This window comes from Streptomyces sp. NPDC014623 (assembly GCF_043088245.1).
Classification (GTDB): domain Bacteria; phylum Actinomycetota; class Actinomycetes; order Streptomycetales; family Streptomycetaceae; genus Streptomyces.
Window position 1 is genome coordinate 153107 of the sequence record NZ_JBIBZU010000004.1, and the last position, 21528, is coordinate 174634.

Annotated in this window: 16 protein-coding genes, 1 tRNA gene and 1 pseudogene; 5 read left to right on the plus strand and 13 right to left on the minus strand. The window is 71.7% G+C overall.

What is annotated here, in order from left to right:
* Positions 1–5: 5 nt before the first annotated feature.
* The 5 genes from pdxS to pgsA all read right to left on the minus strand — a co-directional run bounded on the left by pdxS (position 6) and on the right by pgsA (position 4520).
* On the minus strand, positions 6–926 hold the full coding sequence (gene pdxS, locus ACF1FZ_RS09185; RefSeq protein WP_391772729.1) for a pyridoxal 5'-phosphate synthase lyase subunit PdxS: 921 nt from the start codon (positions 924–926) through the stop codon (positions 6–8).
* 146 nt (positions 927–1072) lie between these two features.
* A complete protein-coding gene (locus ACF1FZ_RS09190) occupies positions 1073–1621 on the minus strand; it encodes a hypothetical protein (protein ID WP_325749657.1) in 549 nt (182 codons plus the stop codon).
* Positions 1622–1759: 138 nt separating this feature from the next.
* The gene (locus tag ACF1FZ_RS09195) at positions 1760–2920 is read right to left on the minus strand and encodes a glycosyltransferase family 4 protein (protein WP_391772730.1); all 1161 of its coding nucleotides are present in this window, start codon (positions 2918–2920) and stop codon (positions 1760–1762) included.
* Complete coding sequence (locus tag ACF1FZ_RS09200; RefSeq protein WP_391772731.1) at positions 2917–3837, minus strand: phosphatidylinositol mannoside acyltransferase; 921 nt, start codon at positions 3835–3837, stop codon at positions 2917–2919. The genes ACF1FZ_RS09195 and ACF1FZ_RS09200 overlap by 4 nt, the downstream gene beginning before the upstream one ends.
* On the minus strand, positions 3834–4520 hold the full coding sequence (gene pgsA, locus ACF1FZ_RS09205) for a phosphatidylinositol phosphate synthase (protein ID WP_391772732.1): 687 nt from the start codon (positions 4518–4520) through the stop codon (positions 3834–3836). Before pgsA ends, ACF1FZ_RS09200 begins: the two co-directional genes overlap by 4 nt.
* 268 nt (positions 4521–4788) lie before the next feature.
* Between pgsA and ACF1FZ_RS09210 the strand changes: the two genes are divergently transcribed.
* Positions 4789–6993 (plus strand): elongation factor G-like protein EF-G2, encoded by a 2205-nt coding sequence (locus tag ACF1FZ_RS09210; protein WP_391772733.1) that lies wholly within the window; start codon positions 4789–4791, stop codon positions 6991–6993.
* Between the two features lie 178 nt (positions 6994–7171).
* Entirely contained in the window at positions 7172–8842 is a 1671-nt protein-coding gene (locus ACF1FZ_RS09215) for a hypothetical protein (protein WP_391772734.1), read from the plus strand.
* Between the two features lie 24 nt (positions 8843–8866).
* Here ACF1FZ_RS09215 and ACF1FZ_RS09220 read toward each other — a convergent pair whose 3' ends face one another.
* Positions 8867–9439, minus strand: coding sequence for an HIT family protein (locus ACF1FZ_RS09220; protein ID WP_391772735.1), 573 nt, complete (start codon positions 9437–9439; stop codon positions 8867–8869).
* Between the two features lie 66 nt (positions 9440–9505).
* On the opposite strand from ACF1FZ_RS09220, the gene ACF1FZ_RS09225 reads away from it, so the two are divergent.
* A complete protein-coding gene (locus ACF1FZ_RS09225; RefSeq protein WP_391772736.1) occupies positions 9506–10183 on the plus strand; it encodes a potassium channel family protein in 678 nt (225 codons plus the stop codon).
* A 27-nt stretch (positions 10184–10210) separates the two neighbouring features.
* Here the strand turns inward: ACF1FZ_RS09225 and thrS are convergent, their stop codons facing one another.
* From thrS to ACF1FZ_RS09240, 3 genes are all read right to left on the minus strand, one after another.
* Complete coding sequence (gene thrS / locus ACF1FZ_RS09230) at positions 10211–12187, minus strand: threonine--tRNA ligase (RefSeq protein WP_391772737.1); 1977 nt, start codon at positions 12185–12187, stop codon at positions 10211–10213.
* A gap of 104 nt (positions 12188–12291) precedes the next feature.
* Entirely contained in the window at positions 12292–13527 is a 1236-nt protein-coding gene (locus ACF1FZ_RS09235; RefSeq protein WP_391772738.1) for a hypothetical protein, read from the minus strand.
* On the minus strand, positions 13527–14126 hold the full coding sequence (locus ACF1FZ_RS09240) for a DUF4365 domain-containing protein (protein ID WP_391772739.1): 600 nt from the start codon (positions 14124–14126) through the stop codon (positions 13527–13529). The genes ACF1FZ_RS09235 and ACF1FZ_RS09240 overlap by 1 nt, the downstream gene beginning before the upstream one ends.
* Positions 14127–14320: 194 nt before the next feature.
* On the opposite strand from ACF1FZ_RS09240, the pseudogene ACF1FZ_RS09245 reads away from it, so the two are divergent.
* Positions 14321–15036, plus strand: a pseudogene (locus tag ACF1FZ_RS09245) (3'-5' exonuclease).
* Between the two features lie 61 nt (positions 15037–15097).
* Here the strand turns inward: ACF1FZ_RS09245 and ACF1FZ_RS09250 are convergent.
* Both ACF1FZ_RS09250 and ACF1FZ_RS09255 read right to left on the minus strand, forming a co-directional pair.
* A tRNA-Val gene (locus tag ACF1FZ_RS09250) sits at positions 15098–15169 on the minus strand.
* Between the two features lie 39 nt (positions 15170–15208).
* A complete protein-coding gene (locus ACF1FZ_RS09255; protein ID WP_391772974.1) occupies positions 15209–15655 on the minus strand; it encodes an SRPBCC family protein in 447 nt (148 codons plus the stop codon).
* A gap of 90 nt (positions 15656–15745) precedes the next feature.
* Between ACF1FZ_RS09255 and ACF1FZ_RS09260 the strand changes: the two genes are divergently transcribed.
* Positions 15746–18148 (plus strand): SCO7613 C-terminal domain-containing membrane protein, encoded by a 2403-nt coding sequence (locus ACF1FZ_RS09260; RefSeq protein ID WP_391772740.1) that lies wholly within the window; start codon positions 15746–15748, stop codon positions 18146–18148.
* Here ACF1FZ_RS09260 and ACF1FZ_RS09265 read toward each other — a convergent pair.
* Together ACF1FZ_RS09265 and ACF1FZ_RS09270 are read right to left on the minus strand one after the other, a co-directional pair.
* Positions 18145–20889, minus strand: coding sequence for a Tat pathway signal sequence domain protein (locus ACF1FZ_RS09265; protein ID WP_391772741.1), 2745 nt, complete (start codon positions 20887–20889; stop codon positions 18145–18147). The genes ACF1FZ_RS09260 and ACF1FZ_RS09265 overlap by 4 nt on opposite strands.
* 59 nt (positions 20890–20948) lie before the next feature.
* Positions 20949–21497 carry a hypothetical protein gene (locus ACF1FZ_RS09270; protein WP_391772975.1) on the minus strand — a complete coding sequence of 183 codons (549 nt, stop codon included), beginning with the start codon at positions 21495–21497 and terminating at the stop codon, positions 20949–20951.
* Between the last annotated feature and the right edge of the window lie 31 nt (positions 21498–21528).

Here is a 21528-nt window from a genome sequence, read left to right on the forward strand (position 1 = left end):
GGTGCTTACCAGCCGCGGTTGGCGTAGCGCTCGCCCTCGGGCAGCGTGTCGCAGTTGATGCCGACCATGGCCTCGCCGAGACTGCGCGAGGCGTCCGCGATGATCTTCGGGTCGTCGTAGAAGGTGGTGGCCTTCACGATGGCGGCGGCGCGCCTGGCCGGGTCACCGGACTTGAAGATGCCGGATCCCACGAAGACGCCCTCGGCGCCGAGCTGACGCATCAGGGCCGCGTCCGCGGGGGTGGCCACGCCGCCGGCCGAGAACAGGACGACGGGCAGCCGGCCGAGCTCGGAGACCTCCTTGACCAGCTCGTAGGGGGCGCGGAGCTCCTTGGCCGCGGCGTACAGCTCGTTGTTGTCGTAGCCGCGCAGCCGGGCGATCTCGTTCTTGATCTGACGCAGGTGCCGGACCGCCTCGACGACGTTGCCGGTGCCCGCCTCACCCTTCGAACGGATCATCGCGGCACCCTCGGCGATACGGCGCAGGGCCTCGCCCAGGTTGGTGGCGCCGCAGACGAAGGGGGTGGTGAAGGCGAACTTGTCGCTGTGGTTGACCTCGTCGGCCGGGGTCAGGACCTCGGACTCGTCGATGTAGTCGACACCGAGGGACTGGAGCACCTGGGCCTCGACGAAGTGGCCGATACGCGACTTGGCCATGACGGGGATGGAGACGGCCTCGATGATCTCCTCGATCATGTCGGGGTCCGACATCCGGGCCACGCCGCCGTCCTTGCGGATGTCGGCCGGTACCCGCTCCAGGGCCATGACGGCCGCGGCGCCCGAGTCCTCGGCGATCTTCGCCTGCTCGGCGTTGACGACGTCCATGATCACACCGCCCTTGAGCTGCTCGGCCATGCCGCGCTTGACTCGGGCGGTGCCGGTGGCCGGGGTCTCGGCGGACTGCGGGGTGCGGGGAAGCGTGGACACGGATCGACCTCACTGGGGGTGGAAAGACGCTGGATACTGCAGCCCCGAGCAAACGCTCCGGAAGCAGTCCACAGCAAGGGCCAATGAGCACCCCGTGGACCGTTCCGCACGCCCTCGGGCCCGCCGGCCCGCAGCCGCTCCGCCCGCTACCGGCTCCCCGGGCGGTCGGCCAGGGCGACCGGCGGCTCGTCGTCCATCTCGAAAGCGAGCGGGAACGGGGCGTGCCCCGCCAGCCGGAACAGCCGCACCGTCCGGTGTCTGCGCAGCGCGCGCGCGGCGCGCACGGCGTCGTTGTGGAAGCGGCGCGCCATCGGTACGCGGCGTACGGCGGCGGCCAGTTCCCTGGCCGCGTCCTCACCGCCCGGGAACTCCTTCACCGCCTCGACCTGCGCCACCTCGCCGAACACCGCCCGCAGGGCGGTGCTCAGCTCGCTCTCGGCGACCTCACGCTGCTCCTCCTCGGCCTGCCGCGCCGCGTGCGCCGCCTCGTACAGCACGATCGACGCCGCGGGATCCAGGACCTTGGAGGTGGCCAGCTCCTGGGTGACCGAGGCGCGGCGCAGCAACTGGGCGTCCAGCGCCGCCCGGGCCGCGTCGATACGGGCGTGGAGCCGGTCGAGCCGCCCGGCGGTCCAGCTGAGATACAGGCCGATCGCGAAGAGCGCGACGACGGTCCAGATGAGGATTTCGATCACGGGCGGCAAGGCTACCGCCGGAAGGAGTCCCCCGGACCCGCCGGTACGCCATGGCCCGCACCTGGGACGGGCGTGCCGACCTCGGGCCACCTCTGGGAGGGGCGTCCGGCCCCGCTCCTGGGGACCGCCGGCCCCCGCTCAGTCCCTGGCGAGGCCGAAGCGCGCGCGGAGCCCGGTGCGTTCGTCGGTGTCCACGGACGCGGCCCCCTCCGTCACCGTCTCGTACACCCCGAGGATGTCCGCGCCGACGGTCGTCCAGTCGAAGCGGCGCACATGTGCGCTGCCCCGCTCCCGCAGCCCCGCTCGCCGCTCCGGGTCGCCCAGCAGCCGGATCGCGGCCGCGGCCAGCGCGTCCGCGTCCTCGTTGGCGAACAGGTCGCCGGCGGACCCCTGGTCGAGCACCTGCGCGAAGGCGTCCAGATCGCTCGCGAGGACGGGCGCTCCCGCGGACAGTGCCTCGACCAGAATGATGCCGAAGCTCTCGCCACCGGTGTTCGGCGCGACGTACACATCGACGCTGCGCAGCAGCCGTGCCTTGTCCTCGTCGCTCACCATGCCCAGGAACTCGACACGTCCCCGCATCTCCTCCGGCAGTGAGGCGACCGCTTCCTCCTCGTCCCCGCGCCCCGCGACCAGCAACCGGGTCTCCGGGCGTGCGGCGAGGATCGCGGGGAGCGCCTTCATCAGGACGGGCAGGCCCTTGCGGGGCTCGTCGATACGCCCTATGAAGCCGAGCGTGCCGCCCTGCCACTCGTCCTTCGGCTCGGCCCGGGCGAAGAAGTCCACGTCGACGCCGTTGGGGATGACCACGGCGTCCCCGCCGAGGTGCTCGACGAGGGTCCGCCGCGCGTACTCGCTCACCGCGATCCGCGCGCTGATCTTCTCCAGCGCCGGCTGGAGGATCGGATACGCCGCGATCATGGCCCTGGAACGCGGATTGGACGTGTGGAACGTCGCCACGATCGGCCCCTGGGCCGCCCAGCAGGTGAGCAGGCCCAGCGAGGGCGAGGTGGGCTCGTGGATGTGGATGACGTCGAAGGTGCCGTCGTTCAGCCAGCGCCGGACCCGTGCGGCGGACAGGAAGCCGAAGTTCAGCCGGGCGACGGAGCCGTTGTACGGGACGGGCACCGCCCGGCCCGCGGACACGACGTACGACGGGAGCGGCGTCTCGTCGTCGGCGGGTGCGAGCACCGAGACGTCGTGACCGAGGCGGATCAGGTGCTCGGCCAGGTCCCGGATGTGGAACTGCACCCCGCCCGGGACGTCCCAGGAGTACGGGCAGACGATGCCGATCTTCACTGAGCTTCCCCCTGGGGGTCCAGATCGGAGAGCCAGAGCCGCTGCAGCATGTGCCAGTCCTCCGGATGCTCGGCGATCCCGGCGGCGAAGGCGTCGGCCAGCGCCTGCGTCATGGAGGACGTCTTCTCCGCGCGGGTACCTGTCTCCGGTACGGCGACGGGCGGATGGACCCGTCCCTGCATCACCGGCGTGCCGTCGTACCAGAGGGTGACGGGCAGCAGCAGCGCGCCGGTCTGCTGGGCCAGCAGCGCCGGCCCGGCGGGCATGCGCGCGGTGTCGCCGAAGAAGTCCACCTCGACCCCGGAGGCGGACAGATCGCGGTCGGCGACGAGACAGACCAGCCCTCCCGAACGCAGCCGCCGGGCCAGCTTCCCGAACGCGGCCCCTCCGTTGTGCGGAAGGACCTCCATGCCCAGCCCCTGGCGGTAGGCCACGAACCGGTCGTAGAGGGATTCCGGCTTGAGCCGCTCGGCGACCGTCGTGAACGGCACCTTCAGGTCCGTGGTCGCCCATGCTCCCGCCAGGTCCCAGTTCCCCAGGTGCGGCAGCGCGGCTACGACGCCCTGGCCCGAGTCGAGAGCCTCGGTGATCCGGTGGACGTCACGGACGTGGATGGAGGCCTTGATCCGCTGCGGACTCCAGGTAGGCAGCCGGAAGGACTCCATCCAGTAGCGCATGTACGAACGCATGCCCGCCTTCGACAGCTCTGCGAGCCGTGCGGCGTCCGCGTCCGGCACCACCCGGGCGAGGTTCGACTCCAGGCGCAGCACGGACTTTCCGCGCCGCTTCCACACCTGGTCGGCCAGGGTGCGGAAGAGCGCGGCCGCGGCCGGCTCGGGAAGCATCTTGACCGCGCCCCAGCCGAGGCCGTAGAGCCCGTCGGTCAGCCGTCCCCTCAGATCTGATCCGGTACTCACTGCGTGGCCTCGCTCCCCTGGTCCGCCGTCCCGCCCTGGACGGCGGCCGCGGCGGCATCGGCCTCGGCCGACTCCCTGCGCACGGTCACCACCCGCTGGATCAGCGTGACCAGGCTGCCCACGGCGACGATCCACAGCGCGATCGGGAGCAGGACCTGGATCCCGGGCACCCCGAAGCCGTGCAGGCCGGCGAGGCCTGCCGCGACCAGCGAGATGACGAGCCGCTCGGCGCGCTCCACCAGTCCGTTCACCGCGACCGGCAGGCCGATCGACTCGCCCCGCGCCTTCGTGTACGAGACCACCTGGCCGCTGGCCAGGCAGAAGATCGCGACCGCGCACAGCGCGTTGTCGTCACCGCCGCCCGCGTACCAGAGCGCGAATCCGGCGAAGATCGCCCCGTCCGCCACCCGGTCGAGCGTCGAGTCCAGGAACGCGCCCCACCGGCTGGAGATCCCGGCCTGCCGGGCCATGTTGCCGTCGACGAGGTCCGAGAAGACGAAGACCGTGATCACGATCGTGCCCCAGAAGAACTCCCCCATCGGGAAGAAGACCAGCGCACCTGCCATCACTCCGGCCGTACCGACGAGAGTGACCGCGTCGGGGCTGACCCCGAGGCGGAGCAGCAGAGCGGCGAACGGTGTGAGGACACGCGTAAAAAATGCACGCGCGTACTTGTTCAGCATGGCCTTCCCGAGGTTCGGCGGGCGCCGTGGCCCCTTCGGCCACCGGCTGGCCCATCGTAGTCACCAGCCGTGCCCGGTATCGGCGGGGCACCCCATCCCGCCCGGCGCCCCGAAGTCCCGCTTCGCCGCGGGCGACGTGTGGACGACTTCCGGCGCGGGTGAAAAGCTCGAATGACCGCGGGCGTCGCCGGAACCGCCGCGACGGCTCCCCGCCCGTGTGCCCGCCCCCAGCTCTTGCGGCACCGCCACCGATCGGGAGGCACGCGTCATGGGTGACAGGACACATACGCACACCGGAGCCGCCGGCAGGGCGGCGGCGGCCGACGGGCCCGCCTCCGTACGGAACGTGGCGCTGGTCGGCCACAGCGGCTCGGGCAAGACCACCCTGGTCGAGGCGCTCGCGCTGACGGCCGGGGCGCTGAACCGGGCCGGCCGGGTCGAGGACGGCTCCACCGTCTCCGACCACGACGAGATCGAGCGGCGCCGACGCCGTTCCGTGCAGCTCTCGCTGGTCCCCGTCGAATGGGGCGGCTACAGGATCAATCTGCTGGACACTCCCGGTCACGCGGACTTCGTCGGGGAACTCAGGGCCGGTCTGCGCGCGGCGGACGCCGCCCTCTTCGTGGTCTCGGCCGCCCAGGAGGCCGATGCCGTGGCCGGCACCACCCGGACGGTCTGGGAGGAGTGCGCGGCGGTCGGAATGCCACGGGCCGTCGTCGTCACCCACCTGGACACCGCGCGCACGTCCTTCGACGGGATGGCCCGGATCTGCGGCGAGATCTTCGGGCACGACGACCCCGACGCCGTGCTCCCCCTCCATCTGCCGGTGCAGGGGCCCGAGGGACCGGACGGCCACGCCCCGCTCACCGGACTCACCGGACTCCTCGCCCAGCGGGTCCTCGACTACTCCTCGGGGGAGCTACAGGAGAGAGCACCCGCCGGCGACCAGCAGGAGCCGCTCCGGGAGGCGCGTAACCGGCTCATCGAGGGGATCATCGCCGAGAGCGAGGACGAGACCCTGATGGACCGCTATCTCGCCGGTGGCGAGATCGGTGTCCCGACTCTCTTCGCCGACCTGGAGCGCGCCGTCGCGCGGGGCTCCTTCCACCCCGTCCTCACCGCGGCCCCCGCCGCAGAGGGTGCCCGCCAGGGCGTCGGCACCGTGGAACTCCTCGACCTGATCACCCGGGGCTTCCCCTCCCCCGGGGAACGCGCCCTGCCCGCCGTCACCACCCCGGGCGGCGATCCGCGCCCCGCTCCCGTCTGCGATCCGGCGGCACCCCTGGTCGCCGAGGTCGTGAAGACCTCGTCCGACCCGTACGTGGGACGGGTCTCCCTCGTCCGCGTGTTCTCCGGCACCCTGCGCCCCGACGACACCGTGCACGTGTGCGGCCACGGCCTCACCGAGCCCGGCGGCGGGGGCCGCCCCTGCCATGAGGCCGACGTGCGCGTCGGCGCCCTCACCGAGCCCTTCGGCGGGCAGCAGCGCCCCCTGGACCACTGCGTCTGTGGAGACCTCGCCTGCGTCTCCAAACTCGGCGGGGCGGAGACCGGGGACACCCTCTCGGGCACCGGCGACCCCCTGCTGATGGAGCCGTGGGCCATGCCCGACCCGCTGTTCCCCCTCGCGGTCCGCGCCCACAGCAAGGTCGACGAGGACAAGCTCTCGCAGGGCCTGGGGCGCCTGGTCGCCGAGGATCCCACGATGCGTCTGGAGCAGAACCAGGACACCCGTCAGGTCGTGCTGTGGTGCATGGGCGAGGCGCACGCGGACGTCGCGCTGGAACGCCTGCGCAGCAGGTACGGCGTACAGGTCGACGCCGAACCCCACCGTGTGCCGCTGCGCGAGACGTTCGCCTCGCGGTCCGTCGGGCGAGGCCGGCTCGTCAAGCAGTCCGGAGGCCACGGCCAGTACGCGATCTGCGAGATCGAGGTGGAGCCGCTGCCGCCCGGTGCGGGCATCGAGTTCGTCGACAAGGTGGCCGGCGGTTCGGTGCCGCGGCAGTTCATCGCGTCCGTGGAGAAGGGCGTCCGCTCCCAGGCTGCCCGCGGTGTCGCGGCCGGCCATCCGCTCGTCGACGTGCGCGTGACCCTGCTCGACGGCAAGTCGCACTCGGTCGACTCCTCCGACGCGGCCTTCCAGACCGCGGGAGCGCTGGCGCTGCGCGAGGCCGCTGCCGGCACCCGCGTCCAGCTCCTCGAACCCGTCGCGGAGGTCGGTGTCCTGGTTCCCGACGACTACGTGGGGCCCGTCATGAGCGACCTCGCGGGGCGGCGGGGCCGGGTGGTCGGCACCGAGCAGGCCTCCGGTGAGCGCACACTCGTACGCGCCGAAGTGCCGGAGGCCGAGATCGGCAGGTACACCGTGGACCTCCGCTCCCTGACGCACGGGAGCGGCCGGTTCGACCGGGCGTACGCCCGGCACGAACCGATGCCTCCACAACTCGCCGACCGCATCCGCGAAGCGCGGTGAAACACCACGAACGTGAGCAGGCTGACCGGATATGGCGCCTCCGCCCACCCGTCGGCCCCGTCCGCGGGCGGGCGGAGGGGTCCGGACGATACCCTGTGGGCCCAGCTCAGAAGGTGTGCGACGTACGGTAGTTGGGAACAGCCGCAGGAGCAGGCCGTGCGGGCGAGTGGGGGCGACAGTGGCGAACGACGGATTCGATTTCTCACCCGGAGCGCAGATCCCGCTCCAGGGTTCGGGAGGACAGGCGGTGGCGACCAACGCCCTCGCCTCCGCCGCGTACCGCGACAGCGATGTGACGGAGATCCTCAAGGCCAACAGCGAGTGGCACAAGTCCGAGGTCAAACCGGGCGAGTCCAAGCTGTTCAAGTCCGACTACTTCAAGCCGAATCTGGGTGAGGCGTTCTCCAGGGCCGTCCAGGAACGCATGCTCGGCGGCGGCCGCAACGCGCTCATCCAGTCCTTCGGCACCGACCCGCAGACCGTCGTCGAGCACTGCCTGTCCGCGACGCGGCTGCGCAAGGCGCGCGACACGAAGCTGACCCTGGTCACCGCCGTCTTCGGCTTCCTGTTCCTCCCCGGCCTGGTCCTCTGGGTCCTCGCCTTCCGGCTGCGCGACTTCCTCAACAAGTCCAAGGACAAGTTCTTCCAGGCGCTGGGCGGCATCCTGCTCCTCGCACTGGGCGCCGCCGCCGCTTTCTTCCTGATCACCATGCCGCTCACCGGCTTCCTGGGCCTCTATCTGCGTGCCTGCGCCATCGCCCCGCTGATCGGGTGGCTGCTCGCCAAGCGGATCGCGGAGACCTCGGTCAAGGACCTGCGCGCCCGCTGGGAAGGGCTCCTCTCCGGCGGTGGCGTCAGCGCGAAGATTCCCGAGGCCGTGCCCAAGAACCCCAACGAGACCGCCCGTGAGGCTCTGCGCCAGGCTCTGGAGAAGCTCTCCGCCGAGCAGGAGTCCAACGCCGTCTTCTACGCCGGCCCCAAGGGCATCCTCGGCATGGGCACCCGCTGGGGCAGCTGGCAGCTCGCCGAGGAGCTCACACCGGAGGACCCCGCCAAGGAGATCCACCAGTTCCGCAGCTGGGACGTCGTACGGGCCATCCACGACCAGCTGAAGATGCTGGAGCGCGGCCCGCTGAACACCGGCGGCTTCCCCACGCCGTCCGTCAAGCACTGGATCGTCTCCCCCGTCGGCGAGAACGCGGGCTCCGTCTCCCGCCCCGAGGGCGAGGACGTCGCCACCTTCCAGATCAAGCCCCACGAGATACAGCGCATCTGCAACCACCAGCAGTTCGGCAGCGGCAACCGGCATTACCTGGGCGTCCAGTTCACCCTCTGGGACGGCCAGCTGGTGATCACGATGCTGATCACGGTCACCGTGCTCCACGAGACACTGCGGATCGAGGTCACGGGACACGCGCTGGGCCCCGTCCATTCGCTCTTCCTCACCAAGCCGGAAGCGGCGACCAAGACGGTCAAGAAGGCGGTCAGGTTCTGGGAGACCCGCAAGATCACGCTCCCCCTCGTCAAGGCGAGCGAGGTCGTGAGGCTCGCCCTGCGAGCCCCCTTCACCTGGTACCCGCCGCTGCTCGACTACCTGGGCGGCAAGATCGTCCTGCCCGAGCCCTTCGGCCTGCGCCACGCCTGGGCGGCCAAACCGTGGGGCCACCGCTTCATGGCCGACGACGCGATGCGGACCGCCACCCCGGTCCTGCGCGTCGTGCATTCCGCGACGATGCGGGTCCTGAAGGAACACGGCGTCGACATCGAGCGCTTCGACAACCGCTCCATGGTCCTCAGCGGCCTGGTCCAGGACCCCGCCCCGAAGAAGGCCGACGTCTACGACGCGTGATCAGCTCGGGGCCGGGGGCCCCGCTCAGACGGACGGGTGTCCGGCCGGCCACACACCTGCCAGCATCGTCCTGGTGTCCCCCAGCAGCTGCGGGAGCACCTTCGTGTGTCCGACGACCGGCATGAAGTTGGTGTCCCCGCCCCAGCGCGGCACCACGTGCTGGTGGAGGTGGGCGGCGATGCCGGCACCGGCCTCCGCCCCCTGGTTCATACCGATGTTGAAGCCGTGCGCCCCGGAGGCGGCCCGCAGCGCGACCATGGCCCGCTTGGTGAAGTCGGCCAGCTCCGCGGTCTCGGGGCCGTCGAGCTCCGTGTAGTCGGCCACGTGCCGGTAGGGCACCACCATCAGGTGCCCACCGTTGTACGGGTAGAGGTTGAGCACCGCGTAGACCTTCTCACCGCGCGCGATGACCAGCCCGTCCTCGTCCGACTTCGACGGGATCTCGCAGAACGGGCAGCCGTCCCCGGCTCCCGGGCCGCTCGGCTTGCTCTCACCCTGGATGTAGGCCATCCGGTGGGGCGTCCACAAGCGCTGGAACGCGTCGGGCGTCCCCACTCCGATCTGCTGCTCCGGCTCACTCGTCATGTCCGTCAGCATATTGCGTCATTCCCCCCGCGCGTGTCGCCGGGGGCGAGCCCACCTGGGCACCGCGATGCTGACGCCATGAGCGACCGTCCCACGGCTCCCGTACCCGACCGGCTCGAGGAATGGGAGCAGCGCACCGAGGTGCCGCTCTTCGCCGCGGCACTGGTCTTCCTCGCCGGTTACGCGGTCCGCGTCCTCGCCCCGCTCGGCGCCCAGCCCTGGCGCGACATCGCCCTCGCCCTCGTCGCCGCCACCTGGCTGCTCTTCGCCGTGGACTACGGCGCACGGCTCCGGCTCAGCGGCCTGGGCCTCCGTTTCGTGCACCGGCACTGGCTGGACACGGCGGTCCTGCTGCTGCCGTTGCTGCGCCCGCTGCGCATGGTCAAGGTCTACACGGCGGTCCAGCAGCGCAGGAACGGCCCCGGGCTGAGTCTCCACGCCCGGGTGATGACGTATGCGAGCCTCACCGCCGCGCTCCTGGGCTTCTCCGCGGCACTCGCGGTGTTCCACCAGGAGCAGGGGGCGCCCGGTTCCACGATCCGCACGTTCGGCGACTCGCTGTGGTGGGCGTGCGCGACGCTCACCACCGTGGGCTACGGCGACGCGGTGCCGGTGACCCCGGCCGGCCGGGCGATCGCGGCGTTCATGATGGCGTGCGGGCTGGCTCTGCTCGGGGCGGTGACGGGGTCGTTCTCCTCGTGGCTGCTCCAGGTGTTCGCCCGGGAGGACAAGAGGAGGCCCCCGGAGAGCTCATAGCCCTCCGGGGGCCTCCTCGGACGGGCGTCACACCTGTACGCGACGCTCCACCACGTCGACGAGCTTGGCGATCGCTTCGTCACGGGCGATGCCGTTCTCCTGCGATCCGTCGCGGTAGCGGAAGGAGACCGTGCCCGCGTTCATGTCGTCGTCACCGACGATGATCATGAACGGGACCTTGGCCTTCTGGTGGTTGCGGATCTTCTTCTGCATCCGGTCGGAGGAGGCGTCCACCTCGACCCGCAGCCCCTTCTTCCGGGCCTCGGCGGCGAACTCCTGGAGGTACGGGATGTGGGTGTCGCCGATCGGGATGCCGACCGCCTGGACCGGCGCCAGCCAGACCGGGAACGCGCCCGCGTAGTGCTCCAGCAGCACCGCGAAGAAGCGCTCGATGGAGCCGAACAGCGCGCGGTGGATCATGACCGGACGCTGCTTGGTGCCGTCCGGGCCGGTGTACTCCAGGTCGAAGCGCTCCGGAAGGTTGAAGTCGAGCTGCACGGTCGACATCTGCCAGGTACGGCCGATGGCGTCCTTGCACTGCACCGAGATCTTCGGGCCGTAGAACGCGGCACCGCCCGGGTCCGGGACCAGCGGGAGCCCCTGCTTCTCGGCGACCTGACGCAGCGTCTCGGTGGCTTCTTCCCAGGTCTCGTCGCTGCCGACGTACTTCTCCGGGTCCTTGGTGGACAGCTCCAGATAGAAGTCGGTCAGTCCGTAGTCGCGGAGGAGGTTCAGGACGAAGGTGAGCGTCCGGTCCAGCTCCTCGGCCATCTGCTCCCGGGTGCAGTAGATGTGCGCGTCGTCCTGGGTGAACCCGCGCGAGCGGGTCAGACCGTGCACGACACCCGACTTCTCGTACCGGTACACCGTGCCGAACTCGAAGAGGCGCAGCGGCAGTTCGCGGTAGGAGCGGCCGCGCGCATCGAAGATCAGGTTGTGCATCGGGCAGTTCATCGGCTTGAGGTAGTAGTCCACCCCGTCGTCGAGCTGCATGGGCGGGTACATGCCGTCGGCGTACCAGTCCAGGTGGCCGGACTTCTCGAAGAGCTTGCCCTTGGTGGCGTGCGGGCTGTAGACGAACTCGTAGCCCTCCTCCTCGTGGCGGCGCCGCGAGTAGTCCTCCATGGCCCGGCGGATGACGCCGCCCTTGGGGTGGAAGACCGCGAGACCGGGGCCGATCTCGTCGGGGAAGGAGAAGAGGTCCAGCTCGTTGCCGAGCTTGCGGTGGTCGCGCTTGGCGGCCTCCTCGAGGAACAGCAGGTGCGCCTTGAGTTCGTCCTTGGTGGGCCAGGCGGTGCCGTAGATGCGCTGGAGCATCGGGTTCTTCTCGCTGCCGCGCCAGTACGCCGCCGCGTTCCGCATCAGCTTGAACGCGGGGATGAACCGGGTGGTGGGCAGGTGCGGGCCCCGGCAGAGGTCCTTCCAGCACAGGTCGCCGGTCTTGGCGTCCAGGTTGTCGTAGATGGTCAGCTCGCCGCCGCCCACCTCGACGTCCGCGCCGTCGTCCGTGGAGGCCGAGCCCTTGATGCCGATGAGCTCCAGCTTGTACGGCTCGCCCGCGAGCTCCTCGCGGGCCGCCTCGTCGGTGACGACACGGCGGGAGAACTTCTGGCCCCGCTTCTGGATCTCCTGCATCTTCTTCTCGATGGCCTTGAGATCCTCGGGCGTGAACGGCTTCTCGACGTCGAAGTCGTAGTAGAAGCCGTCCTTGACCGGCGGGCCGATGCCCAGCTTGGCCTCGGGGAACAGCTCCTGCACGGCCTGGGCCATGACGTGCGCGGTGGAGTGCCGCAGGATATTCAGGCCGTCCTCGGAGGAGATCTCGACGGGCTCGACGACCTCGCCGTCCTGGAGCTCGTACGCGAGGTCACGCAGCTCGCCCCCGACCCGTGCGGCGACGACGGTGCGCTGCCCGGGGAAGAGCTCGGCGGCCGTCGTGCCCGTCGTCACCACGTGCTCTTCCCGCTCGGAATCGCGTTGGATGATCACACGGACGTCTGACACCGGTCTCTCCTGACTGAGGGGGTGCGGCGCCTTCCTCTGGCGCGCGCATGAGGAATCGTACCGAGCCGGGGGGCCTCGACGCGAAAGGGATGGCGCGGCTCCCCCTACTCCCCCGTGCACGCCTCCTCGAAGAAGTCGACGTTCTCGTGGAGCGACTTCATCAGCCGGTCCCGCTCCGCCTCGTCCACCTGGACCGGCGCGACCTGGCAGGCGCCGCTGAGCCGCCGGAAACCGCCCCGGTTCTCCAGCCGGCCCTCCACCCGCAGCGGGAGTCCGACCAGGTGGGCGTGGCCGGCGATCCGGTAGGCCTCCTCGTCGAGCTCGATCCGTACGTGCGTGACCTCGGCCCCCGCCAGCACCCGCAGCCGCACGACGCCGGGGCCACGCGGCCCGGAGCGGCGCAGCCGTACGACGGCTCCGGTGATCCGTACGGGAACGGCGGGTTCGTCCTGCAGGTAGCGCACTCCCGCCAGGCGGAGAGCGGGCAGGTCGCCCGGGGAGAATTCGACGGGCTCGGGACTCGCCGGGCAGCCTTCGGGGGTCCCGGCGGCCGGCGCCCAGGCCAGGACGATCCTGGCTCCTCCCGTTCCCCGGACGAGCGCGACGACCGCTTCGGTCAGTTCCCGGCTGACGCCGGCGGCCACCGCGGCGTCGAACGCGTCCATCCTGCCGGTGGCCCGCTGGTAGTCGACCGCTTCCCTGGCCGCGTGCAGCGCCGCGTACAGCTGTACGGCGACGGCCCGCCCCGCGTCGACGGGGACGAAAGCGGTGAGGCTGCGGCCGTCGGCCGTCGGCCCGACGAGGGTGCCCTCCAGGGCTCCGAGGGCCTTCCTGCGGTGCCGGGCGCCGTGGTAGCCGGCCCGGCCGCGCACGGCGAGCGATCCGGCGAGGAGGATCTGCCGGGCCGCCGTGCGCAGCTGGTCGGTACCGGTCCAGTCGGCGGCTCCTGAGGCGTCCTCGGGGACGTCACGCCACCAGTGGATCTCGTCGCTGGGCACGGTGAGGGCGACCAGGATGCCGCGGGCCGAGGGGGCGGCGCTGCGGGTGAGCGCGGTGAGGGCTTCGGCGAGCAGGTCCTCGCCGTCGGGGAAGGCGGTGCTGTCCGGCACGAGCAGGCTGGTGCCACCGGTGACGGGACCGGGCGGCACCCAGCGGCTGTAGCGCCCGCCCGCGCCTCCGCGCCGGTGCCAGCCGTGCCGCCGCAGCAGGGCTCCGAGTACGGCGGGGTCGACGCGGGCGGGATCGGGGGCCGGCCCGGGGTCCGGGCCGTCGGCGTACGGATGTGTGCGGCTGCCCGAAGGCGTCGTCCCTCCGGCGGGCTCGTCCATCGACCGGTGCATCAGGGTCTCCCTCCCGACCCGACCCGGGCCATGATGTCGCAGAGTGCGCGGTCGTCGAAGATCCGCGAGGTCGGGATCCGCACGGTGGTGCGGTGCCGGCCCGTCACCGGATGGCCGGCCAGGTTCGTCCAGTAACAGCAGTGCCGCAGGTCCAGCCGTTCGTGTCCGGCCCGCAGCCAGTCGTCCTGGCTGCGGGGCACGAGCATCACGACCAGGATCTTGTGCACCGACACGGGGCTGCGCGCGAGCTTCACCAGATGGGCGTTGTCGAGAGTGAAGGAGAACGCGGCGCCGGGCGGGTGCGGGGGTATCCGGTAGGTGCATTTGAGCTGCACCTTGATGGTGACTTCGTCGTCGACGGTGTGGCCGGGGGCGCCGTGGCTGACATGCCAGTCGATGCCGTTGTCGGGGAAGGGCTGCGAGAGCGAGCAGCCCGCTGCGGCTGCCACCGCGTGGAGGTAGCCCACCTGGAGGGTCTCCATGCAGGCGGTGGTGGCGAGTGTGCCGCGCAGCGGTGGCGTGTTCCGCTGCAGCGGCGGCTTCCCCCCGTGGTCCTCGGTGGCGGCGGGACTCCCTGGGTTCGGCTGCGCGAGCGCCATGGCTCCGTGCCTTCCGGGCTGTGCCGACCGGTCGCCCGGTCTCCGCTGACGGGCTGGTCGAGTTCCTTGCCCGTTCCTTGTGTTGTCACCGCAGGAGCCGGGCCGTAAACGGCGTATCAGGCATAGGGTGCGGGTATCACCGAACCGGGCAGAGGAATCCCGTCGTCTGCCGGGCAGTCGCGAGGAGTTCGGGGATGATGCATTGGTTCGAGGGGCCGCTGGCGGCTTTTGACACCGAGACGACAGGTGTGGACGTCGAGGAGGACCGGATCGTTTCGGCCGCTCTCGTCGTCCAGGACGCGGCGGGCGGGCGGCTCCGCGTCACCCGCTGGCTGGTCAATCCAGGGATCCCGGCGCCACCGAGGTCCACGGCCTGACCGACGACCATCTCCAGCGCAACGGCCGGTGGCCCGCGCCGGTCGTCGAGGAGATAGCCCGGGCGCTGGCGGAGCAGTGCGCGACGGGACGGCCGCTGGTCGTGATGAACGCACCGTTCGATCTGACGCTGCTGGACCGGGAACTGAGGCGCCACCGGGCCTCGTCACTGGTCGGCTACCTTCGGGGCAAGTCGCTGTGCGTGCTGGATCCGCGGGTGCTGGACAAGCACCTGGACCGCTACCGCAAGGGCCGCCGCACGCTGACGGACCTGTGCGAGCTGTACGGGGTGCCGCTGGACGGCGCGCACGACGCGGCAGCCGACGCGGCGGCGTCGCTCGAACTGGTGCGGGCGGTGGGGCGGCGGTTCTCCGCCCGGCTGGATCGGCTGTCACCGGCGGAGGTGCACTCGCTGCAGGCGGTGTGGCATGCGGCTCAGGCGCGCGGGCTGCAGGCGTGGTTCGAGAAGAACGGTACGGCGGAGACGGTGGATCCGGCATGGCCGCTGCGTCCGGAACTGCCTGCGGCGGCCTGATCCGGGCCGGGTGCGCGAAAGCCGGTCCGTCGGCGAGACCGACGGGCCGGCTTTTCCCGGGTGGGCGATACTGGGTTCGAACCAGTGACCTCTTCGGTGTGAACGAAGCGCTCTCCCACTGAGCTAATCGCCCGGGAACGGGTTGAACCATACAGGGCTCGGCGGTCTGCGTTCAAACCGCCCGGAGCCATGCCCTCAGTCCGCGGCGTCCGGCGCGCATCATCAGCGTGTGGTTGGCCCGGAAGACGAGGCGCCCGGGCACGGCGAGCCGGCGCAGCAGCGCCCTGCGTACGTCGGCCTCCTGCTCGTAGACGATCCGGCTGCCGCCCTCGTGCGGGGCGACGCTCCAGCGCGCCCAGCCGTCGAGGTCGCCGCTCATCTCCGCTTCGAGCGTCCGTGCCACGGGGTCGGTGCGGCGCTGCCGTAGCGTCAGGACCAGGTCGTACGGGAGGGACGAGCGGAAGCGCGCCGTGGCGGTGGTGTCGTCGACACGGCTGATCTCGCGGACCTGGGGCCACCACCGGGGGTAGTCCTCGGCGCGCTCCAGGGCGGCGTACACGGCGTTGGGCGGCGCGGGCAGCTCCCACACGCTGGTGAAGCGGTAGTGGTTCCAGTCCATGGTCACAGTCTGGGGCACGGGCCTACTCAGACGCGGAACTGAGTATCCGAACCCATGTACGCGGATGTGGCCGCCGCCACACTCCCGTACATGAGACATGTGCCGCCGCCCGCAGAGGAACTGGTGCTCCTCGATCGTGAACTGGCCCGGCTGGACGCCCGCCGGCTGCAGTTGCTGAACCGTCGTGCCTGGCTGCTGGGCGTGCTGCGTGCGCCGGCCGCCCCGCCGCCTCCTCCGGCGCCCGCCACCCGCCCCGCCTCCCCGCCTCACGCCCCGTCCGTGCCGGCGCACGGCACGCAGAACGTGCTGCTGGTGCTCGGTGGCCTGCTGCTGACCGTCGCCGCGATCGCGTTCACCCTGTTCAGCTGGGGCGAGATGGGCGTCGCCGGCCGTTCGGCGGTGCTGGCGGCTGTGACCGCGTGCGCACTGGTGGTGCCCGCGCTGCTGCTGGGCCGCGCGTTGCCCGCGACGGCGGAGGCGGTCGCCGCTCTGGCCCTGGTGCTGACGGTGCTGGACGCGGTCGCGCTGCACACGGTCGTGGCGCCGGAGCCGGACGGGCTCGTCTTCTGGGCGGTCGCGTCGACGGTGCTGGTGGCGGTGTGGGCCCTGTACGGACTGCTGCTCGGCCGGCTGCGGACGCCGTTGCCCGCGGCCGTGGTGGCGGGGCAGCTGCCGCTGGTGTTCACCGCGTGGGCGGCCGGGGCGTCCGCGACGGGCTTCGGCTGGGCGCTCCTGGTGACGGCGGCGGCGGACGTCACGGTCGCGCTGTGGGGCCGGGGGGCCGCGGTGCGGGCTACGGCGTGCGCCGGGGCACTGCTGACGGGGCTGATCTCGCTGGCGCTGGGTCTGGGGCTGTCCGTATCGGCCGGGGGCGTGCTCGGGGCTCTGGGACCGAGCGCGTTGCTGCTGGCCGGGGCGGTGGTGGCGGGGGCCGGCGCGTGGCGCGCCCCGAAGGCCATGGCCGTGGCCGGGGGCGCCGTGGCGGGCCTCGCGGCGGTGGCCGCGGTGGGCGGTGTGCCGGCTGCGGCACTGCCGTGGGACCAGGCGGTCGTGGTGTACCTGCTGTGCGGCGCGGCCCTGTCGTCGGTACTGCGGTTCCGGGCCTCGCGGCCGGTCGTGCGGGGGGTCCTGGGCGCGTCGGTCTCGGTCGTGGCGGGCGCGGTGCTGTGGGCGGTTCCGGCGGTGGCCGCGGCACTGCTGGGGCCCGCGTCGTCGACGGCGGAGGTGTGGTCCGGGGCGCCGGAGGGCTTCCGGGGTGCGCTGTGGCCTTCGGTGCCGTGGCAGCAATCGGCTTCCTCCCCGGTGGTGCTCGTGGTGGCGGCGGGTCTGTCGGCCGCGCTCGGTGTCCGGTGGCCGCGGGTGCTCCCCGAGAAGGGCCGGCGCCTCGCGGAGGCCGGCGCGGTGGTGCTGGGCTGGGGAGCGGTGCCGACTCTGCTCGCGGTGGCGGATGCTCCGTACGCGGTGGCCGTGGGCGTGGAGTTGCTGCTGGTCGCGGTGCTGCTGACCCTTGTGATGCGTCGCACGGCCGATGCGTTCGCGGTGACCTGCCTGGTGTGCGCGCTGGCGGGGGCCGCGAGCGTGGGACTGCTCGGCCTGGCCGCCGAACCCGCCACGTACGCCGTGTACGGGGTGCTGGCGGTGCTGTTCGCCGGCTCCGCGACCGGGTCCCGGGCGTCCTCGGTGCGGTCGGTGCTCGCCTGCGCCTCGGTGTTGTGCGCGGTCGTCGTCGCTGCTGCCGCGGGGGCGTCGCTGGGGTGGAGCGCCCCGCACACGGCACCGCTGGTGCTGGGGGTGACCGCGGCGACCGTGCTGCTCGGGGCACGGCTGCGGGAGCCGGTGGTGGCCTCTTCGGTGGAGCTCGCGGGGGCGTTCGCCGCGGTGGTGGCTGTGGGCCTCACCGTACCGGACGCACCGTTCCTGGCGCTGGTACTGGGGCTGTGCGGGGTGCTGGCCGCGGCCACGGCGCTCCGGCCGGAGCGCCGTCGGGCGGCCGGGTACCCGGCGGCTGCGCTGTTCGTGGCGGCGGCATGGGTGCGCCTGGCGGCCTCGGGGGTGGCCGCCCCCGAGGCGTACACGCTGCCGGTGTCCGTGGCCGCGTTCACCGTGGGGTGGCTGCGTCGCCGCAGGGATCCGGCCGCGTCCTCGTGGGTGGCGTACGGTCCCGCCCTGTCCATGACGATGGTGCCGAGCCTCGTGGTGGCGTGGGCCGATCCGCACTGGCTGCGGCCCCTGTTGCTGGGGGTGGCCGCGCTGGCCGTGACGCTGGCGGGAGCCCGCCTGCGGCTTCAGGCGCCCCTGGTGGTGGGCGGTTCGGTCCTGGCGCTGGACGGGCTGCACGAACTGGCCCCTCATGTGGTCCAGGTGTTCGACGCGCTCCCGCGCTGGGCGCCCCCGGCGCTCGCCGGGCTGCTGCTGCTCGCGGTCGGTGCGACCTACGAGCAGCGGCTGCGCGACGCGCGCCGGGTGCGGGAGAGCTTCGGGCGGATGCGTTAGGGCATCTTGTCGCCGACGAGCGCGAGGTTCTGGATGGCCGCCAGGCCGTACAGAGCGGTGGTGTTGGTGCTGACCCAGGCCGCTTCGCTGCCCGTTACGGGCCCGGTGGGGCCTTCGATCTTCTTGGTGCTCCAGTCGGTGCTCTCCTTGTAGTCCCAGGTGTCGGCGCTGCTGTAGAACTGCTTCCACGCCCGGGTGGCCAGGGTGACGTCGCCGGTCCGTACGGCCGCGTAGGCGTCCTGTCGCGAGTGGCCCTGGAACAGCAGGAGGGTGCCGAAGTTGCTGCCGTAACGGGCGGTCTGTTCGGCCTTGGTGGCGTTGAAGTAGCGGCAGTAGTCGATCCAGGCGGCCTCGAAGGCCGGCATGTCGATCATGTCGATGAGTTCGGCGTTGAGCTCGACCAGGCCGAACATGGCCGACAGGTGCGAGACGCCGACCGCGGGCTTGTCGGCTGTCGCGAACTTCCCGGTGTCGAGGTCGTAGAGACCGACGCCCTGCACGAAGCCGTTGGGCTGGGCGGCGATGGTCTCCATGGTGGACAGGACACGGTCCCTGGCCTTCTCCCACTTGGGTCCGCGCCGCTCCCACTCGGTGAGCCAGGCGGAGACCAGGCCGCTCCAGTCCGTGCCGAATCCGATGGACAGCGCGTGCCGGTCGGGGGTGTAGGGCTCGGTGCGGATCTTGCGGATGGGGTCGAGGGCCAGGAAGGTCTCGTCGGAGTCGACATTGGCGTGCATGAGGTCGCCGACGCGCTCGTCGGCGGTGAGGAAGTAGAACATGCGCCGGTAGGTGGTGTTGGCGATGCGCTGCTGCTTGGCGCTGTCGGCGTAGTGCTGGACGCCGTGGCGGGTGCCGAGGCCGGCCCACCTGCCGAGGTGGTAGACGTCGACCTCACCGGTGTGCCGGGTCATGGCCTCGGCGAATCGGTAGATGTCGGCGCGGCCGGACCGCATGTAGGCGTACCAGAGCCAGAGGTCGGGCGAGAGTTCGGAGTTGTCCCAGGCGTAGCCGCCGACGTCGTAGCACCACTGGTGGCGGGTCGGGTCGTAGGTGTGCATGATGTCGCCGTAGTCCCAGAAGCCGTACCAACGGCGCATCTCCACCTGGTCCTTGTAGTACGTGAAGAGGAAGTCCAGGTGGTCCTCGATCTTCGACTTGGCGGCGGTGGAGCGGTCGGGTTCGGCGAAGAGTCCGCCGAAGACCTTCGCCTTGACGAGTTGCTTCGGCGGGGCGGCGAGCTGGGGCGGTGTGCGTACGGCCTCGACCTGCTGAGCGAGTGTTTCGGGTGCCGGGGTGGATTCGTTGGCCCAGAAGAGGAGTTCGCTGGTCCTGGCGATTCCGTACGGGGTCCCGAAGCCGGGTTCGTAGTCCTCGTAGGTGATGTTGAGGCCTTCGAGCTGTTCGGGGTAGGTGTCCTGCTCCATGCCGTCGTGATAGAAGCGCAGGTCCATGGGCTGGGCTTCGGGTGACCAGAGCCAGAGGGTGACCTCGGCCTCGTCGGTGTGCGCGTCGCGGATGTCGAGCTGGGCGGGGTGTTTCTCCCAGAAGTCGCGCAGCCCGAAGGAGAATCCGCCGCTCGGGCCGCCGACGTAGCCGAATCCGGAGGCCCGCCTGCCGCCGCCCGCGCCGATCCAGCCGTGCCCCTTCTTCGTGCGCTTGCGCAGGCCGAAGCCGTCGGCGGACAGCTGGGAAAGCGTGTAGTCGCCCCATTCGGGGATGTACTGGAGCCTGGTGGTGACCCGCTGGTCCCAGGTGGCGGGGTCGGGGAGCTTCCGGCCGGCGAACTGCGCCTCGCGTACGGCCGCCCCGGGGTCGCGGCGCAGTCCGGTGATGCCCTTGACGGCTTCGCGCAGCAGTCCGGTTCCTTCGCCGCCGATGCGGATGTGGCGGTCGTAGGCCGCGTCGTGCATGGGCACGGTGAAGCGGACGCCGAGTCCCCGGACGAAGTCACCGCTCGCCTTGCCGGGTTCCTGGGTGCCGTCGTAGGTGATGGTGTGCACCATGCGGAAGGAGTCGGCGCCCGCGTAGAAGTAGAGGCGCACGGAGAACGGCATCCAGGACCGTGAGCCCCTGCGGTGCTTGCCGTCGATGCGGACGACGGCGCGGACGGGCCCGTCCTGCTCGACCGCCGCCTCCCCGATGACGCTCTCGAAGCGTTCGTACTTCTCGCTGCCCTGGTCGCCGTCCTCGATCTCACCCTGGCGTACGAGCACGAGCCGGCCGTCGTGGGCTATCCGGGTGGAACCGCGTGTGACGGTCTTGACGAGGGCGGAGCCGTTCGTCCCGAGTACGGCGGTGATCACCCCGGTGGAGACGGTGATGGTGCCGCCCCTGCGGACTGCCGTGACCTTCTTCGACGGCGCCGCCGGGGCACCCGCCGTGAGGGAGAACTTCTTGGCGGTGACCTCGGGACCCACGGCGTGTGCGGTCCACTTGAGCGAGCCGTCCGGCCAGTAACCGATCGGCCAGGTCTGTACGGGGACGTCCTTGCCGTCCTCCGTGGACAGGGCGAACGTCTGGTCCTTCGGGTACTGCCCCTTGGGCCAGGGCACACCGAGCGTGGATCCGGGGGCCGCTCCGAGGCCGCCGGATTCCAGCCAGGTCAGGGGGACGGGTTCGCCGCCGTGCTCCGCGCTCCCTGCGGCCGATGCGGAGGTCGCGCCGAGGGACCAGCCGAACTGTGCGGCCGCACCGGCCGCCGTCGCGGCCTTCAGGAGCGTTCTGCGGGGCATCCTGGACATGGTTGAGCCTCTCTCCGTGCGGATTCGGGACAGGGGACGAGCAGGGACGGGTCTGTGGGTCAGTGCCGGAGCCGGCGCGCCCGCACCGCGGTGGCCGCGGCGGCGACGGCGCCGAGGACGGGGGCGGCCAGCGGCAGCACCAGGGCGCCGGACAGCACGACGACGGCCATTCCGCACACCAGCAGGAAGGAGCCGGCCGGGTCACGGACCGTGTCGCGGCCGGCTTCCGCCAGGAGGGGGCGCCAGAGGGTGCCCGGCTCCCAGCACGAGGCGGCGCGTACCACGGCGACCAGGAGACCGATCATGGCGAGGATGCCGACGGCGCCCACGAGGGGCCCGCCGGGCAGGCCGGCCCTGACGGCCGCCAGGTCGAGCCGGAGCAGGGCGGCGGCGGCCAGGACGGCCGCGCCGACGGTCCACCCGCCGCGGGCGGCGGCCAGGACGTCCTCGGCGAACTCGCGCAGCCCGCCGTGCTCCCCGGCGAGGTGGCGGCGCAGGTGCCGGGTCCCCGCGGCGAAGGCCGCGGGGAACGTGAGAACGGGCAGGGCGGCGACGGCTATCCACACGCCGACGAGCAGGCATTCGGAGAAGAGGGCGAAGCGGTCCATGAGGAGCGGACGCCCGGCCGGTCTGCGGGTC